This is a genomic window from Pseudomonas sp. B21-019, from assembly GCF_024749225.1.
Classification (GTDB): Bacteria; Pseudomonadota; Gammaproteobacteria; order Pseudomonadales; family Pseudomonadaceae; genus Aquipseudomonas.
This window is the reverse complement of the sequence record NZ_CP087193.1, coordinates 2,461,593-2,475,950: the sequence shown is the minus strand read 5'-3', so window position 1 is coordinate 2,475,950 and position 14,358 is coordinate 2,461,593. Positions and strand designations below refer to the sequence as shown.

Annotated in this window: 14 protein-coding genes, 1 tRNA gene and 1 pseudogene; 8 read left to right on the top strand and 8 right to left on the bottom strand. The window is 57.9% G+C overall.

Features of this window, described 5'->3' with window-relative positions; all coding sequences use genetic code 11:
* Positions 1–59 precede the first annotated feature (59 nt).
* Positions 60–797 (top strand): TorF family putative porin, encoded by a 738-nt coding sequence (locus LOY36_RS11250; RefSeq protein ID WP_019649203.1) that lies wholly within the window; start codon positions 60–62, stop codon positions 795–797.
* Positions 798–932: 135 nt separating this feature from the next.
* Here the strand turns inward: LOY36_RS11250 and LOY36_RS11245 are convergent, their stop codons facing one another.
* On the bottom strand, positions 933–1,820 hold the full coding sequence (locus LOY36_RS11245; protein WP_258673522.1) for a Dyp-type peroxidase: 888 nt from the start codon (positions 1,818–1,820) through the stop codon (positions 933–935).
* Positions 1,821–2,048: 228 nt separating this feature from the next.
* Between LOY36_RS11245 and LOY36_RS11240 the strand changes: the two genes are divergently transcribed.
* Complete coding sequence (locus LOY36_RS11240; RefSeq protein ID WP_019649205.1) at positions 2,049–3,674, top strand: NADP-dependent glyceraldehyde-3-phosphate dehydrogenase; 1,626 nt, start codon at positions 2,049–2,051, stop codon at positions 3,672–3,674.
* A 67-nt stretch (positions 3,675–3,741) separates the two neighbouring features.
* Positions 3,742–4,761 (top strand): FUSC family protein, encoded by a 1,020-nt coding sequence (locus LOY36_RS11235; protein WP_258674166.1) that lies wholly within the window; start codon positions 3,742–3,744, stop codon positions 4,759–4,761.
* A gap of 8 nt (positions 4,762–4,769) precedes the next feature.
* Here LOY36_RS11235 and LOY36_RS11230 read toward each other — a convergent pair whose 3' ends face one another.
* Complete coding sequence (locus LOY36_RS11230) at positions 4,770–5,663, bottom strand: DMT family transporter (protein ID WP_258673521.1); 894 nt, start codon at positions 5,661–5,663, stop codon at positions 4,770–4,772.
* Between the two features lie 135 nt (positions 5,664–5,798).
* Here LOY36_RS11230 and LOY36_RS11225 point away from each other — a divergent pair, with 135 nt between their 5' ends.
* Entirely contained in the window at positions 5,799–6,236 is a 438-nt protein-coding gene (locus LOY36_RS11225) for an Lrp/AsnC family transcriptional regulator (protein ID WP_007941786.1), read from the top strand.
* 88 nt (positions 6,237–6,324) lie between these two features.
* Here the strand turns inward: LOY36_RS11225 and LOY36_RS11220 are convergent, their stop codons facing one another.
* A complete protein-coding gene (locus tag LOY36_RS11220) occupies positions 6,325–6,996 on the bottom strand; it encodes a Bax inhibitor-1/YccA family protein (protein WP_018927616.1) in 672 nt (223 codons plus the stop codon).
* A gap of 123 nt (positions 6,997–7,119) precedes the next feature.
* Between LOY36_RS11220 and LOY36_RS11215 the strand changes: the two genes are divergently transcribed.
* Together LOY36_RS11215 and LOY36_RS11210 are read left to right on the top strand one after the other, a co-directional pair.
* A tRNA-Ser gene (locus LOY36_RS11215) sits at positions 7,120–7,207 on the top strand.
* Positions 7,208–7,440: 233 nt separating this feature from the next.
* Positions 7,441–7,624: pseudogene (locus tag LOY36_RS11210) on the top strand (hypothetical protein).
* Positions 7,625–7,713: 89 nt separating this feature from the next.
* Here LOY36_RS11210 and LOY36_RS11205 read toward each other — a convergent pair.
* The 5 genes from LOY36_RS11205 to LOY36_RS11185 all read right to left on the bottom strand — a co-directional run bounded on the left by LOY36_RS11205 (position 7,714) and on the right by LOY36_RS11185 (position 12,216).
* Positions 7,714–8,019: an NIPSNAP family protein gene (locus tag LOY36_RS11205; protein ID WP_258673519.1), complete on the bottom strand. Its 306-nt coding sequence runs from the start codon at positions 8,017–8,019 to the stop codon at positions 7,714–7,716.
* Between the two features lie 127 nt (positions 8,020–8,146).
* On the bottom strand, positions 8,147–8,956 hold the full coding sequence (locus LOY36_RS11200) for an NYN domain-containing protein (protein WP_258673518.1): 810 nt from the start codon (positions 8,954–8,956) through the stop codon (positions 8,147–8,149).
* Between the two features lie 338 nt (positions 8,957–9,294).
* On the bottom strand, positions 9,295–10,725 hold the full coding sequence (locus tag LOY36_RS11195) for an IS1182 family transposase (RefSeq protein ID WP_258669015.1): 1,431 nt from the start codon (positions 10,723–10,725) through the stop codon (positions 9,295–9,297).
* Between the two features lie 187 nt (positions 10,726–10,912).
* On the bottom strand, positions 10,913–11,449 hold the full coding sequence (locus LOY36_RS11190) for a dihydrofolate reductase family protein (protein ID WP_018927610.1): 537 nt from the start codon (positions 11,447–11,449) through the stop codon (positions 10,913–10,915).
* A gap of 167 nt (positions 11,450–11,616) precedes the next feature.
* Entirely contained in the window at positions 11,617–12,216 is a 600-nt protein-coding gene (locus tag LOY36_RS11185; protein ID WP_258673517.1) for a TetR/AcrR family transcriptional regulator, read from the bottom strand.
* Positions 12,217–12,365: 149 nt separating this feature from the next.
* On the opposite strand from LOY36_RS11185, the gene LOY36_RS11180 reads away from it, so the two are divergent.
* Positions 12,366–13,466, top strand: coding sequence for an alkene reductase (locus LOY36_RS11180; protein ID WP_258673516.1), 1,101 nt, complete (start codon positions 12,366–12,368; stop codon positions 13,464–13,466).
* 52 nt (positions 13,467–13,518) lie between these two features.
* Positions 13,519–14,307, top strand: a complete 789-nt coding sequence (locus LOY36_RS11175) for an SDR family oxidoreductase (RefSeq protein WP_019649210.1) — start codon at positions 13,519–13,521, stop codon at positions 14,305–14,307.
* The last annotated feature ends 51 nt before the right edge of the window (positions 14,308–14,358 follow it).

Sequence of the window (14,358 nt, the reverse complement as noted above, 5' to 3'; positions counted from 1 at the left end):
GGTCTGGAGCAGCTTTGTCTCAAATCTGCCCATAACAATCACAACAAAGGCACTGCACCATGAAAGCGTTCACCCTGTTCGCCCTCGCATCCTTCAGCCTGTTGCCCCTGGGCAGCCAGGCCCTGCCCTTGAATGACGACTTCGCCGTGCTGGTCGACCTGACCCTGGCCAGCGACTATCGCACTCGCGGTATTTCGCAAACCCAAAACGACCCCGCCGCGCAAGCCGGTGTAACCCTGGCCCACAGCAGCGGCCTGTACCTGGGCGCCTGGAGTTCGAACGTCGATTTCGGCGGTGGCCTGAAAACCCGCCAGGAAGTCGACTACTACGGTGGTTGGCTGTGGCAGGCGACCGACGCCATCAGCCTGGATGTCGGCTATCTCAAATACGCGTATCCAAAAGAGAGCCAGTTCAATCAGAGCGAGGTCTACGGGATTCTCGATGTCTATGGCGTGAAACTCGCGGCCTATTACTCTGCCGATGCACCAGGCATCGACAGCAAACAGAGCACGTTGTACCGCTACGTTGGCTACGAAACCGAATTGCCCTATGGGCTGGGGCTGAAACTGCGCTACGGCGAAATGGACTTCAAAGACCCGCGCCTGTATTCGGCCTCGGGGCATGGCGAGGAGGCTTATCACGAGTGGGAGGCGAAGCTGACCCGCGAAGTGGCCGGGGTGCTGCTGGGGTTGAGTTACATCGACACCGATTTGTCGAAAAGCCAATGCATCAGCAACTGGGGGTTCGACGATGTGTGCAGCGCGACCCTGGTGGCGAGTGTCAGCAAATCGTTCTGACTGCCGCACACGCTCTACGCAGGCCGGGATCTTTTGGCGACGTCAAGGTGACCAGGAGCAAGATCAAAAGATCGCGGACTTCGCCTGAATCTGTAGGCGCTGGCGAAGCCTGCGATCTTTTTCTGGTTTCGCTATTTAGCCGACACGCAATGCGCGCAGGTCGAGGCGACCGTCCTTGAGCGGCGGGCACCAGTAGTAGCCGCCAGTGATCGGTCGGCTGATGCGATACAAACCGTCGGTGATGCCGTCTTCCAGACCGCTCATGCGCCGCAGCTGGGCTTCGAATGCATCGAGGGAAAAACCGAACGCCAGGAACATCAGGCCGGCGCGATCGCCTTCGATCCACGGCATCGAGCGACGGACCACGAAGGCTTCAGGTGCGAAGCTTTCCTGGGCGGTGCGTTTGACGTGGGCAGAGATTGGCGCATCGTCGAGTTCTTCGTTGTCGCTCAGGCGCCGCCCCATGATGTTGTCCTGCTCATGGGACGGCATCGCGTGGAAGCCTTTCAAGTCATGCTGCCATTGCTGGATCGCGGCGAAGCTGCCACCGACCAGCCCCTCAGCCCCCTCGCCCAGCAGCGCGGCGGCTACAGCGGCCTCATCATGAGGGTTTTCGGTACCGTCTTCGTAACCGGTCAGGTCGTTGCCGGTCATGTGGCGGAAGGTTTCGTTCATCTGCACCAGACGCAGTGCCGGTGCCAGCGCGGCTTCGATCGCGTGGCTGCGATTGAGCAATTCGCCACGGTCAACACCGTGCAGCCAGCACCAGAGCGCGTGTTGGGTCGACGGGTTGTCGACACCGACACCGACCAGCGCAGGAAAGGCGCGCAAGCCGTCGATCTGCGCGTGCAGCGCCTTGACCAGGGACTCACCGAAACCGACCACCGCCGACTTCCCGTCCACCAGGCGCATCAGGTTATCCAGCGCTGCCGGCAGTGCCTCAGCGGATTCGAGGGCGAAGAACATATGACGAGCTTGAGGCGGAACTGGGGTGGCGAGAATGCCCGGCTGGTAGTAACTCATATGAACTCCTTTAGAAAGAGCGTGAAGTTTAACCGGGGGATCATTACTTGTGTGCTTTCAAGGACAAAAGATCGCAGTTGCTACGGGCGCTTTCATGCGCAGATGGCCGACAGATTCACGATCCACAACGCCGAGCAAAAAAAACCATAAGATGAGTCATGACAAGCAAGGTAGAGGTCTGCTAAAACGATTCATCAGTGCATCACCCAATCCAGACGGGGTAGCGACATGACCACAGCATCGATCCTTGGCAACCTGTTTCCCACCGCCGACAGCATCCCGGAAAAGTACCGCCTCAATGGCCAGACCGAACAGCGCGAATACCTGGTCGACGGTGAACTGAAAACCTGGTCCGGCCCCCTCGCCCAGGTGCGCAGCCCGGTGTACCTGAGCGGCGCGAATGGCGATGAACAAGTGATCCTCGGCAGCACGCCGCTGCTCGATGCCGACACCGCACTGACCGCGCTCGACGCGGCTGTCCGCGCCTATGATCGGGGCCAGGGCCTGTGGCCGACCATGCGCGTGGCCGAGCGCATTCAGCACGTCGAAACCTTCCTCGGTCGCATGCGCCAGCAGCGCGATGCGGTGGTCAAGTTGCTGATGTGGGAAATCGGCAAGAACCTCAAGGACTCGGAGAAAGAGTTCGACCGCACCTGCGACTACATCGTCGACACCATCAACGCCCTCAAGGAACTCGACCGCCGCTCCAGCCGCTTCGAACTGGAGCAGGACACCCTCGGCCAGATCCGCCGCGTTCCGCTGGGCGTGGCGTTGTGCATGGGGCCTTACAACTATCCGCTGAACGAGACCTTCACCACGCTGATTCCGGCGCTGATCATGGGCAACACCGTGGTGTTCAAGCCGGCCAAGCTTGGGGTGCTGTTGATTCGTCCGCTGCTGGAAGCCTTTCGCGACAGCTTCCCGGCCGGGGTGATCAACGTCATTTACGGCAGTGGCCGCGAGACCGTCAGCGCACTGATGGCCAGCGGCAAGATCGATATCTTTGCGTTTATCGGCACCAACAAGGCCGCCAGCGACCTGAAAAAACTCCACCCAAGGCCTCACCGCTTGCGTGCGGCACTGGGCCTGGATGCGAAGAACCCCGGCATTGTGTTGCCTGAGGTGGATCTGGACAACGCGGTCAGCGAAGCCGTCACCGGCTCCCTGTCGTTCAACGGTCAGCGTTGCACCGCGCTGAAAATCCTCTTCGTCCATGAAGACGTAGTCGAGGCGTTCATCGAGAAATTCAACGCCAGGCTCGCCTCACTGAAACCCGGCATGCCGTGGGACAGCGGCGTGGCCCTGACACCGCTGCCGGAGGCGAGCAAAGTCGATTATCTGCATTCGCTGGTGGCGGACGCGGTCAGCAAAGGCGCCGCCGTGGTCAACCCCAATGGTGGTGAGTCCCGGGCATCGTTCTTCTACCCGGCCGTGTTGTACCCGGTGACACCGCAGATGCGCGTCTATCAGGAAGAACAGTTCGGCCCGGTCGTGCCGATCGTGCCTTACCGTCATCTGGACACCGTGATCGATTACGTCCTGGAATCCGACTTCGGCCAGCAACTGAGCATCTTCGGCACCAACCCGGTGGCGGTCGGCAGGCTGGTGGATACCTTCGCCAACCAGGTCGGCCGGATCAACCTCAACGCCCAGTGCCAACGCGGCCCGGACACCTACCCGTTCAACGGCCGCAAGAACTCCGCCGAGGGCACGTTATCGGTGCACGATGCGCTACGGGTGTTTTCGATCCGGACCCTGGTGGCGACCAAGTTCCAGGAAAGCAGCAAAGAGCTTCTCAGCGAGATCATCAGCGGCCGGAACTCGAGCTTCCTGACCACCGACTATATTTTCTGAGGACACCAGACTGAGCATCATCAAAGGCCTTCGACTGCCGCCGCTGTTGCGCCGAATACTGCGTCCATTGCTGGACCCGTACCGGCGCTACCGCCACGCCAAACTGATCCATGCGGTGCGGGTTTCGTTGGGGTTGCTGGCGACGATTCTGCTGACCACCGGCATCCATCTGCCCCACGGCGAATGGGCGTCGGTGACCATGCTGGTGGTGATCGGCGGCTTGCAGCACCACGGCAATATCGGCAAAAAAGCCGCCGAGCGAGCCATCGGCACCTTGATCGGGGCCGGTGTCGGCTTGTTGCTGGTGGCGCAACAGGCCTGGCTCGGGATGCCGTGGCTGACGTATTTCGCAATGTCGGTGGTGTGCGGATTTTTCTCGTACCACGCCATCGGCAAGGGTGGTTATACGGCGCTGCTGTCGGCAATCACCGTGTTTATCGTTGCGGGGCATGGTGACAACCCGGTCACCGATGGCCTGTGGCGCGGGGTGGATATTCTGATCGGCATCGCCCTGGCACTGGCTTTCTCCTTCGCCCTGCCGCTGTACGCGGTGTACTCCTGGCGCTACAACCTGGCCGATGCGTTGCGCGACTGCGCGGCAATCTACGGCCGTATCATCAACGGCGAGTCAGTTGCCGCTGACGAGCACCTGAAGCTCATGAATCGCTTGAACACAGTCATGGTGCAACTGCGCTCACTGATGCCCTCGGTGTCCAAGGAAGTGCGGGTCTCCATGACCGAACTCGATGCGATTCAACGCAATCTGCGGATGTGTGTCAGCATCCTGGAGATCCTCGGCAATAGCCGGCCGAATGCCGATGACTCTGAGGCAATGGCCCATCTGCAATCGGCACTGAAAACCGAGCACCGACTGATCCGGGTGCAACTGATCGGTATGGCTCGGGCATTGAAATCGGGCGCTTCACAACGGCTCAGCCGGCCAGCCGAACCGCCATTGGACTCTACGCTTGATATGCCAGTCTGCAGTCCGCTGGATGGCTACCGATTGCTGACCCGACAATTGACCGCGAACATCGGCGAGATGCGCCAGCGTCTGGCGAAAACCGCACCGCGCTGGAACATCTGAGAGGCCGTTTATTGTGTAGCCACCCGCCGAAGCTTCAGGCCCCAACCCTGTTGCATCCCGGCGGCAGCCAGCAGAATCGCGGCGACACCGATCCATTGCAGCGGCTCCAGGCGATGGCCAAAGGCGAACCAGTCCACGAAAATCGCCGCAATCGGATAAATGAACGACAACGCGCCGGTCAGGGCGGTCGGCAGCTTTTGAATTGCCCCGTAGAGCAGCACATACATCAAACCGGTATGCACGATACCCAGGGTCACCAGGCTGGCCCAGGCACTGGGCGCTTGCGGTATCGCCGAGAAGTGCGCAAAAGGCGCGAGCAACAGCACGCCAGTGCAGACCTGGATCAACGCGATCAGATGCGGTGGCGTGCCGGTCAGGCGTTTGATGATCAACGCGGCAATCGCGTACAGGAAGGCAGCACCCAAGGCCAGAGCGATCCCCATCAGGTAATCGTTGCCACCCTCGCCTTGCTCGCCATGTGCGCTGACAATCGCCAGCATCCCGAGAAACGAAATGCCCAGCCAGAACAGTTTTTGCAGGGTGATTTTCTCCCCGAGAAACAGCGCGGCCAGCCCCACCAGCATGAACGGCTGGACGTTATAAACCGCCGTGCCGATGGCAATCGAGGCGCGAGAATAGGACGCGAACAACAGCACCCAGTTACCGACAATCGCCACACCACTCAGTACGGCCAACAAGAACGTGGTGGACGTCAAAATGCCAGGGCGCAGAAAGCCGAACGCTGCGCAGATCAGCAACAAGGTGGCGGCACCGAAAACGCAGCGCCAGAACACCACGTCCAGCACCGGTTGCCCGGACACCAGCACGAACCAGCCAATGGTTCCGGAAATCAGCATGGCGGCGGTCATCTCGAATGAGCCGCGACGTAGTGTTCTGTCCATCATCAACCTCCTGTGCTTGAGGCCAAAGTATGCCAATCCGCCGGGGGGCTTCTCCAGCGCAAAAAGCAGGCTAAACTCGGTATCTGCCTTTTTTATCAAGGCTTATCCAGCCGATTGCCTAACAGGGGATTCGCCATGACCGACGACATCGACCAAGTGCTGATCAGCGCATTGATGGAAGACTCCCGCCGCTCGCTCAAGGCCCTGGCACAGATCAGCGGCCTGTCCTCGCCCAGCGTTGCCGAGCGCCTGCGTCGCCTCGAAGAACGCGGCGTACTCAAGGGCTATACCGTCGAAATCGACCCTAAATGCTTCGGCTATCAACTCCAGGCCATCGTCCGCATCCGCCCGTTACCGGGCCAGTTGCAGGAAGTGGAACGGCAGATTCAGGCGATCCCCGAATTCACCGAGTGCGACAAAGTCACCGGTGACGACTGCTTCATCGCCCGCCTGCATGTGCGCTCGATGGAACAACTGGACACCCTCCTCGACCGCCTCAACACCCACGCCGAAACCAACACCGCCATCGTCAAGAAAACCCCGATCAAGCGCCGGCTGCCACCGATGGCGTGAGTGCTGTTTGGTTCGCAAAGACGTGGATACCCCGATTCCCAGACGATAAAAAACCCGCCGAAGCGGGTTTTTTACTCAAGGCTGGCGATCAATCATCGCGGCCCATGATGCCGAACAGTTGCAGCAAGCTGATGAACAGGTTGTAGATCGATACATACAGGCTGATGGTCGCCATGATGTAGTTACGCTCGCCGCCGTGAATGATGGCGCTGGTCTGGAACAGAATGCAGACCGAGGAGAACAGCACGAAACCTGCGCTAATCGCCAGTTGCAGACCGCTGATCTTGAAGAAGAAGCTCGCCAGCGTCGCACCCAGCAGCACGAAGAAACCGGCCGTGATGAAACCACCCAGGAAGCTCATGTCCTTACGGGTGATCAGCACATAAGCCGACAGGCCGCCGAACACCAGCGCGGTCATCGCGAAGGCCGAGCTGACCACTTCCGCGCCGCCCTGCATGCCCAGGTAACGGTTGAGGATCGGGCCGAGCAGGAAACCCATGAAACCGGTCAGCGCGAACGCAGAAACCAGGCCCCACGCCGAGTCACGGAGTTTGTTGGTGAGGAAGAAAAGGCCGTAGAAGCCGATCAGCACCACGAAGACGTTCGGGTAACCGACACGCATCTGCTGTGCGACAAACGCCATCACGCCGCTGAATGCGAGGGTGAGGGCGAGTAGGCCGTAAGTGTTGCGCAGGACGCGGCTAACCTCTAGCTGCTCAGCCTGCACGCTGTTATTAACTGCGTAATCCTGTTCGCGCATGGCGACACTCCTGTTGGTTTGAAACGTTCAGTCGCAAAGATCATAACAGACGCTCTGTAACAAGCCATGCAGAGAGTTTGACAGTGTGTTTCATTCAGGTATTATGGCGCCCGCAACGCAAACGGAGGTGTGGCCGAGTGGTTTAAGGCAACGGTCTTGAAAACCGTCGACTGTAACAGGTCCATGAGTTCGAATCCCATCGCCTCCGCCATCTTATGTACGACAAAGCCCTGATTATTCAGGGCTTTGTCGTATCTGGGGGTTGGCGGCAATCTCGCCGTTGGGCATGTGTTCCATAACTATTATTGACGTGTTCCAGAACTCAGCAGCTGCCCCCCTCCTCCGGCGTCCTGCCGATCGTTAAAAATCCTTCATGTAACGCGATGCCACGCTGTCCTTAAAACCGAGGATTAGCGATGCCACAATTCAAACCTTCTCCCCTCCCTGCCATACAAGATCAACGAAAATCAACTCGCTCTCGAAGCCGCCATCCTGGAGCGTTCCAACTGGGTCGAGGCTCATGACTCGGCTGACGCCCACCGACAATTTGCGTGGTGCCTTGGACACCATCGACAAGAACGAGGAGTTCATCAAGCTTACGCTCGCAGTCCCGATGGCACCGGAGTGACGACGGCTACTTTTCCTTGGCTGAAAATGACTGCTATCAGCCAAAAGCCGCCTTTTTGGTGGCCCGCGCGCGGCCGAAAACACGTCAGCTCAATCCAGAATGGGACGAAGGAAACTGCGCTCATAGCTCAGGATGAATTTTTGCTCGGTGGCCTGCGTCACCAATTGAACACACTCCGGATCAACTCCGACCTCCCTACGATACTGCTCATAATCTGCCAGGCTGGAAAAGCTGAATAGACAGTAAGCGATGTTGTTGGCGCCTTCGGCTGGTAGAAAGTAGCCATGGTGGTTTCCTCCCATACGGGTCACCACACGAATCCAATGGCGAGAATAGCTTTCGAAAGCCGGGAGCTGGTAGGGATCGATTACATACCTGACGTGGCAAGTGATCACTGGATCATTCCTTTGAAAATGGGGAAGCCGCTATTCTACGCACGCCATAAGCTGAGTCGTCGATGGCAGTCTGGGGGCGATTTCAGCCCATCTCAACAGGGCCAGGAGCGGTCGTTGGTGATGAGTGCTATGAACTCGGCTGTCGGTGCCGGGCATAGAGTATTGAACCGCCCACTCCCGACGTTCCTCTAGTTTGCAGTTCAAACGTATCCGGATAACCCTTGATCAACTCACTGAGCTTTTTATAACCATGGGTGCGAGGGTCGAACTCAGGTCTCAATTTGGTGATGTTGGTGCCCAGCGCACCCAAGTGAGCCCAGCCGTCCTCATCGGCGATGTCATCCAAGATCTTTGCGATGAAACTTACTGGCGCCTTAGGTAGCTTTTTTACCTCTGGCGTACTGACGACTTTGACGGCCTCAATTTCGGCGGGTGGCTCGGGTTCGGGTCGATCATTTCCATTGCTCGCAGCAACAAGCACTTCGCCGCGCAGCAATTCGGTATAGATGAACTTGTCGCAGGCCGACACGAACGGTCTCGGGGTTTTTTCTTCACCAAACCCATAGACCGTCAAACCTTCCTCTCGTAACCGAGAAGCGAGGCGAGTGAAGTCACTGTCGCTCGAAACCAGGCAGAAACCGTCGAAGCGTCGGGTATACAGCAGGTCCATTGCGTCGATGATCAAGGCACTGTCTGTTGCGTTTTTACCTTTGGTGTACGCGAACTGTTGGATAGGCTGAATCGAATGGTCGAGTAGCACCTTTTTCCATCCACCCAACTGAGGGCCAGTCCAGTCGCCATAGATCCGCTTGACGTTGGCGACACCGTACTTGGCGATTTCCTCGAATAAACCTTCGACAATTGCTGCGGGGGCATTGTCGGCGTCGATTAACACTGCCAAGTGTTTTTGCGCGGGGGTGGGTGCGTGGATGGCCATGGATTGTCCTACGTTGAGAACTTCAAAATACCGTTAAATCATGGACGAACAAAGGAATTACCGCTGCGCGCTAGAGAGCGTATTTTGCCAACGGCTTCGGGTTTGCAGTTACGTGCTAAGCGAAACCGATTAGCCAACTCAATCGACCGATAGCAGCCGATGGGCAGAGGCTGCTTAGGGTCCAGAGTGTGTAAAAACGCTAGATCCCGTTTCGATCTTCAAGGCTGAGAGGCAGTCCCGCTTCGCAGCCTGATCAAGGGCACGATGCCTTACTGATGAGCTAAACCGGTCCCGGCAATGCTCCAGATCATTGGGAGAAGTAAAAAACAGGCCGGCTTTTATGCCGTTAACGCCTTCATCAAGTGATGGGTACCGATGATTTTCATGACCCGTTTCATGTTGTAGGCGAGCACATTCAAACTCATCTCCGCACTCACCCCGGCCAGCTTTCGGGTCAGGAAGTGCGTCGCACCCATCCATTGTTTGAGCGTCCCGAAGGGATGCTCAACCGTCCGTTTTCGGACTCGCATCATCTCCGAGGCTTTGCTCAGCCGAAGCTGCATTTCCTCCAATACGGTTTCATGCTCCCAGCGTCGAACTCGTCGTTCCGTGCTCGGTGTGCACTGCGATTTCAACGCGCAGCCCTGGCATTTCGAACTCCAGTAACGATGCAACTTCAGGCCTTTTTCAACGTAGGAATAGTGCCAGATCAGCGCTTCTCCAGCCGGGCAAATGTATTCGTTTTTTGCCGCGTCATAGATGAAGGCATCGTTATTGAAGCGCCCGTCAGCCTTGGCTCCGGAGGTCATCGGCTTGGGCACATAGGCGGTGATGCCTGCATCGTGACAAGCCAGGATTTGTTCGCTTTTGAAGTAACCTCGGTCAGCCACTACCGACAACGTATCTGACGCCATCGCCTCGCGGGCCTGCTTGGCCATCGAGCTGAGTTGGTCGCGGTCGGAACCGACGTTAGTCACCTCGTGAGCAACGATCAAATGGTGCTGAGTATCGACCGCAGTCTGCACGTTGTAGCCGACGATTCCCGCGCCGCGCGTCATCATGGAGCGGGCATCTGGATCGGTCAGTGAGACCTGTTTATCCGGCGATTCATTGAGCTGGATTTCGATCGCCTGAAGCTCTTTCATTTGCGTTTTTAGCTTGGCGATTTTCTCTTCCAGTCGCACCGCGCTGGGCTCGGAAGCTGTTGGTTCTTGCCGATCGGCAGCATCGAGTGCCGCTAGATAACGGTTGATACTCGATTCAATTTCTTCCATTCGCCGTTTCAGTTTGGCGCTGGTGAAATTGCGGTCGCGGTTGTTGACTGCTTTGAATTTACTGCCATCGACGGCGACCAGATTTTCTCCGAATAGTCCCAACTGCTGACACAGCACGACGAACTGGCGACAGACGCCTCGGATGGCTTTGCTGTTGTCTTTTCGGAAGTTGGCGATGGTCTTGAAGTCCGGCATCAAACGACCGGTCAACCACATCAGCTCGACGTTGCGTTGAGCTTCTCGCTCCAAACGTCGGCTCGACTGGATGCGGTTGAGATAGCCGTAGATGTAGATCTTTAGCAATATCGCGGGGTGGTAAGCAGGCCGGCCAGTATCGGCTGGAATGGCACCGTCAAAACCCAGATTGACCAGGTCGAGTTCGTCGACAAAGACGTCGACTACGCGCACCGGATTGGTATCGCTGACGTAGTCGTCGAGGCTCTCGGGAAGTAAGGTGCCTTGGCCTCGATGTTCACCTTGGATGAAGCGCTTCATGGGCGATCCCTGCGATGAAATCCTCAGAAATCATAGCAAGTGTTCGCGAAGGCGTTTTTACACACTCTGGGCCGGTTGCAGCCTTGGCGACAGGCAGAAACCGACCAGTAGTGGTCATTTAGACGACAGTACCGTGGACGAGATGCCATCTCACCCTCGTTTTTGGATCGGGCCTCCCTCCGGAAAATCAAGGAACCAACTGATAGGTTGACTGCACTAGACCGGAAGGAAAACACCGGCTATTTACTAGCTTCAATTCAATGTCCTGCGTAAGGGCCCCGAACAATGGTCTTCCCGACCCAATCAGCACGGGAACAGTGGTGATCACCATATCGGCGACTAACCCGTCACGCAGGAATGACTGCACCAATTGCCCGCCATCGACATAGACTCGATGCACACCTTGCCTCGCCAGTTCCGCCAGCAGGTCTGAAGGAGTGAGGTTGGAAAAACGCACTTTTCCCTCTAGCGCATTAGGCACCTGTGAATCGGCCAACTGTTGAGACAACACGATTACTGGCAGGTCGTAGAACCAAGTGTCGAAGGTCAGCACTTTCTCATAGCTCCCCCTCCCCATCACGATAGCATCCTTATCGGCGATGAAGCCCAGGTAGCCGTGATCCTCACTCTGATCATCGCGCTGCAATAGCCAGTCAATGTCACCGTCGGACCTGGCGATATAGCCATCTAGACTGATGGCGATGAAAACATGTGCAGTAGTCATAGAAGTTTCCTTATTCAGACGACGCATGACTGACCGCAAAGAGGATAGCAAAACTAATATATAGCTAGATTTCTTAGCTGGTTTTCTACAAATCCCGCTCAAATCAAATTGGTCAAAAAAGTGTGTAGCGTATTTTGATCGCGCGGATAGGCGGTTCACGCTTTGAATTAATCTCCCTTCAACACCGGTTCAACTTCATCGACCGGCAACGAAGCAAACATTTCAGCGCGACAAACCTCAAGGATCTCATCCGCGAGTGCAGAATCATCCGGGCAGGCACGCGACAAAATAATCGCGCCGACAGCACGAGACAGCAGGTCAATCATTTTCTTTCTCCCCTCTCCCGCCTCGGCATCCGGTCCCGTTGGATATTTCTCTCCCAGCGTTTGCAGGGTGTGTTCAATGCCTTCGGCAAATGTCGTTTTCACATCATCCGATTGACGCGCCGCGTCGCCGCACAACGCGGCCATGGTGCAACCGCTGCCACGTCCGTCCCGATGTTCTCGGGTCACATAGACGTTGATGAAGCCCGGAACATCGAGCGCTTGGGCGCCTGTCAGCGATTTGGCAAGACTGCAGGCCGAGGCTTCGGCCATCAGGTCGGCCTTCGACCCGAAGTGCTTGTAGAAGCCTCCATGGGTGAAACCGGCAGCCGCCATGAGATCCGCCACACCGACGCCATCAAAGCCGCGCTCACGGAACAGCTCTGAGGCCGTTTCAACGATGTGCTCTCGATTGGCCTGCGCCTGGGCCTTGGTCACTCTCACGTGCAATACCTCGTGTTTACCGGGAAATCATGCGTCCAATCATACATAGATGCTGGTCATAATCAAAACCGTTGACAGTTTAGATTTCGATCATCATCCTAATTGCACGCAACACCGATCTCCATCAACGGGCACGGAAGAAATACCAGATGACCAATCAGAATCTGTTCACCCCTTACACCCTTGGCAGCCTAACGCTGTCGAACCGGGTAGTCCTCGCGCCGCTGACACGTAACCGCGCAGGCCAGGGCTTTGTCCCCAGCGAGTTCGCGGCCACCTATTACAGCCAACGCGCCAGCGCCGGCCTGCTGATCAGCGAAGCCACGCAGATTTCCCGACAGGGCCAGGGCTATCAGGACACCCCCGGGATCTACACGCAGAAGCAGATAGACGGCTGGCGCACCGTGACCGATGCCGTCCACGCCAAGGGCGGAAAAATCTTTCTGCAACTGTGGCATGTCGGCCGTGTGTCGCATGTTGATCTGCAAGAAAACGGCGCCGCTCCTGTGGCCCCTTCTGCACTGCGCGCCGCCACCAAAGTGTTCGTCAACAACCGTTTTGAAGACGTCTCCGAGCCGCGCGCACTGGACATCAGCGAACTGTCGGGGATCGTCGCCGATTTCCGCCAGGCCGCGGCAAACGCGGTCGCCGCCGGGTTCGATGGTGTGGAGATTCACGGTGCAAACGGCTATTTGCTGGATCAATTCCTCAAGGACAGCGCCAATCTGCGTACCGACGCTTACGGCGGTTCGATTGAAAATCGTGCGCGCCTGTTGCTCGAAGTGACGGCGGCGGTCGTTAATGAAATCGGCGCGGATCGCACCGGTGTGCGCCTGTCTCCGGTTTCGCCGGCCAATGGCGTATCCAGCAGCGATCCGCAGGCGCAATTCGATTACGTCGTTGAACAACTCGACGCCCTCGACGTGGTTTATCTGCACGTGGTCGAAGGCGCGACCGGTGGCCCGCGCAACGTGGAGCCCTTCGATTTCGGTGCCCTGCGCCAGCGCTTCAAAAACACCTACATCGCTAACAACGGCTATGACCTGGACCTGGCGACTTCGAAGCTCGCTGAAGACCAGGCCGACCTGATCGCCTTCGGTCGCCCGTTCATTGGCAATCCGGATCTGGTGGAGCGCCTCAAACGTGGCGCGCCGTTGTCCGCGTTCAATCCCGCCACCCTCTATGGCGGCGGTGCGGCTGGCTACATCGACTACCCGACGCTGGCTGAATCGAGCGCCACCGCAAGCTGAGCCATCAGTGATCGCGCTTTCTGTTTCACACATCCTGAAAGAGAGATACCCCATGAGCACCCGCCCTACTGTTCTCATCACTGGCGCCTCCACTGGCATTGGCGCCGTTTACGCCGAACGCTTCGCGCAACGCGGTCACGATCTGGTACTGGTCGCCCGCGACCAGGCACGCCTGGACGCACTTGCAGCCCGGTTGCGCAGCGAACACGACGTCGCCGTCGATGTCATTGCGGCGGACTTGACCCAACTCAGCGATCTGACAACCGTTGAAAGCCGCCTGCGCGACGACGCCCGCATCGGCATCCTCGTCAATAACGCCGGCGCCGCGCTGTCCGGTAACTTCATCGACCAGAGCACCGACAGCGTTGCGCAACTGGTCGCCCTCAACACCACGGCGCTGGTGCGGCTCGCCAGCGCCATCGCCCCACGCCTGGCCAAGGCAGGCGACGGCGCGATCATCAACATCGGTTCGGTGGTAGGCCTCGCGCCGGAGTTCGGCATGACGGTCTACGGTGCGACCAAGGCATTTGTGCTGTTCCTTTCCCAGGGCCTGAGCCTGGAACTCTCGCCTCAAGGCGTCTACGTGCAGGCCGTGCTGCCCGCCGCCACCCGCACGGAGATCTGGGATCGCTCCGGCGTCGACATCAACACCTTGAGCGAAATCATGGAAGTGGGCGATCTGGTGGATGCCGCCCTAGTCGGTTTTGATCGTCGCGAACCCGTGACCATCCCGCCGCTGCACGAAGCGGAACGCTGGGATGAGCTGCAGAGCGCACGTCAGGGCCTGCTGGGGCAAATCCGCCAGTCTGCAGTTGCCCAGCGCTACCAGACCCAACCGTGATCTTTTGGTAGCGAGCATTCGCGCCGGATTCGATGCAGGCGCAAGGCACTG

Bases quoted from the DNA above. Each gene is read 5' to 3' on its own strand.
- LOY36_RS11250 (WP_019649203.1), top strand. From the start codon at position 60: ATGAAAGCGTTCACCCTGTTCGCCCTCGCATCCTTCAGCCTGTTGCCC.
- LOY36_RS11245 (WP_258673522.1), bottom strand. From the start codon at position 1,820: ATGAGTTACTACCAGCCGGGCATTCTCGCCACCCCAGTTCCGCCTCAA.
- LOY36_RS11240 (WP_019649205.1), top strand. From the start codon at position 2,049: ATGACCACAGCATCGATCCTTGGCAACCTGTTTCCCACCGCCGACAGC.
- LOY36_RS11230 (WP_258673521.1), bottom strand. From the start codon at position 5,663: ATGGACAGAACACTACGTCGCGGCTCATTCGAGATGACCGCCGCCATG.
- LOY36_RS11225 (WP_007941786.1), top strand. From the start codon at position 5,799: ATGACCGACGACATCGACCAAGTGCTGATCAGCGCATTGATGGAAGAC.
- LOY36_RS11220 (WP_018927616.1), bottom strand. From the start codon at position 6,996: ATGCGCGAACAGGATTACGCAGTTAATAACAGCGTGCAGGCTGAGCAG.
- LOY36_RS11200 (WP_258673518.1), bottom strand. From the start codon at position 8,956: ATGGCCATCCACGCACCCACCCCCGCGCAAAAACACTTGGCAGTGTTA.
- LOY36_RS11195 (WP_258669015.1), bottom strand. From the start codon at position 10,725: ATGAAGCGCTTCATCCAAGGTGAACATCGAGGCCAAGGCACCTTACTT.
- LOY36_RS11190 (WP_018927610.1), bottom strand. From the start codon at position 11,449: ATGACTACTGCACATGTTTTCATCGCCATCAGTCTAGATGGCTATATC.
- LOY36_RS11180 (WP_258673516.1), top strand. From the start codon at position 12,366: ATGACCAATCAGAATCTGTTCACCCCTTACACCCTTGGCAGCCTAACG.
- LOY36_RS11175 (WP_019649210.1), top strand. From the start codon at position 13,519: ATGAGCACCCGCCCTACTGTTCTCATCACTGGCGCCTCCACTGGCATT.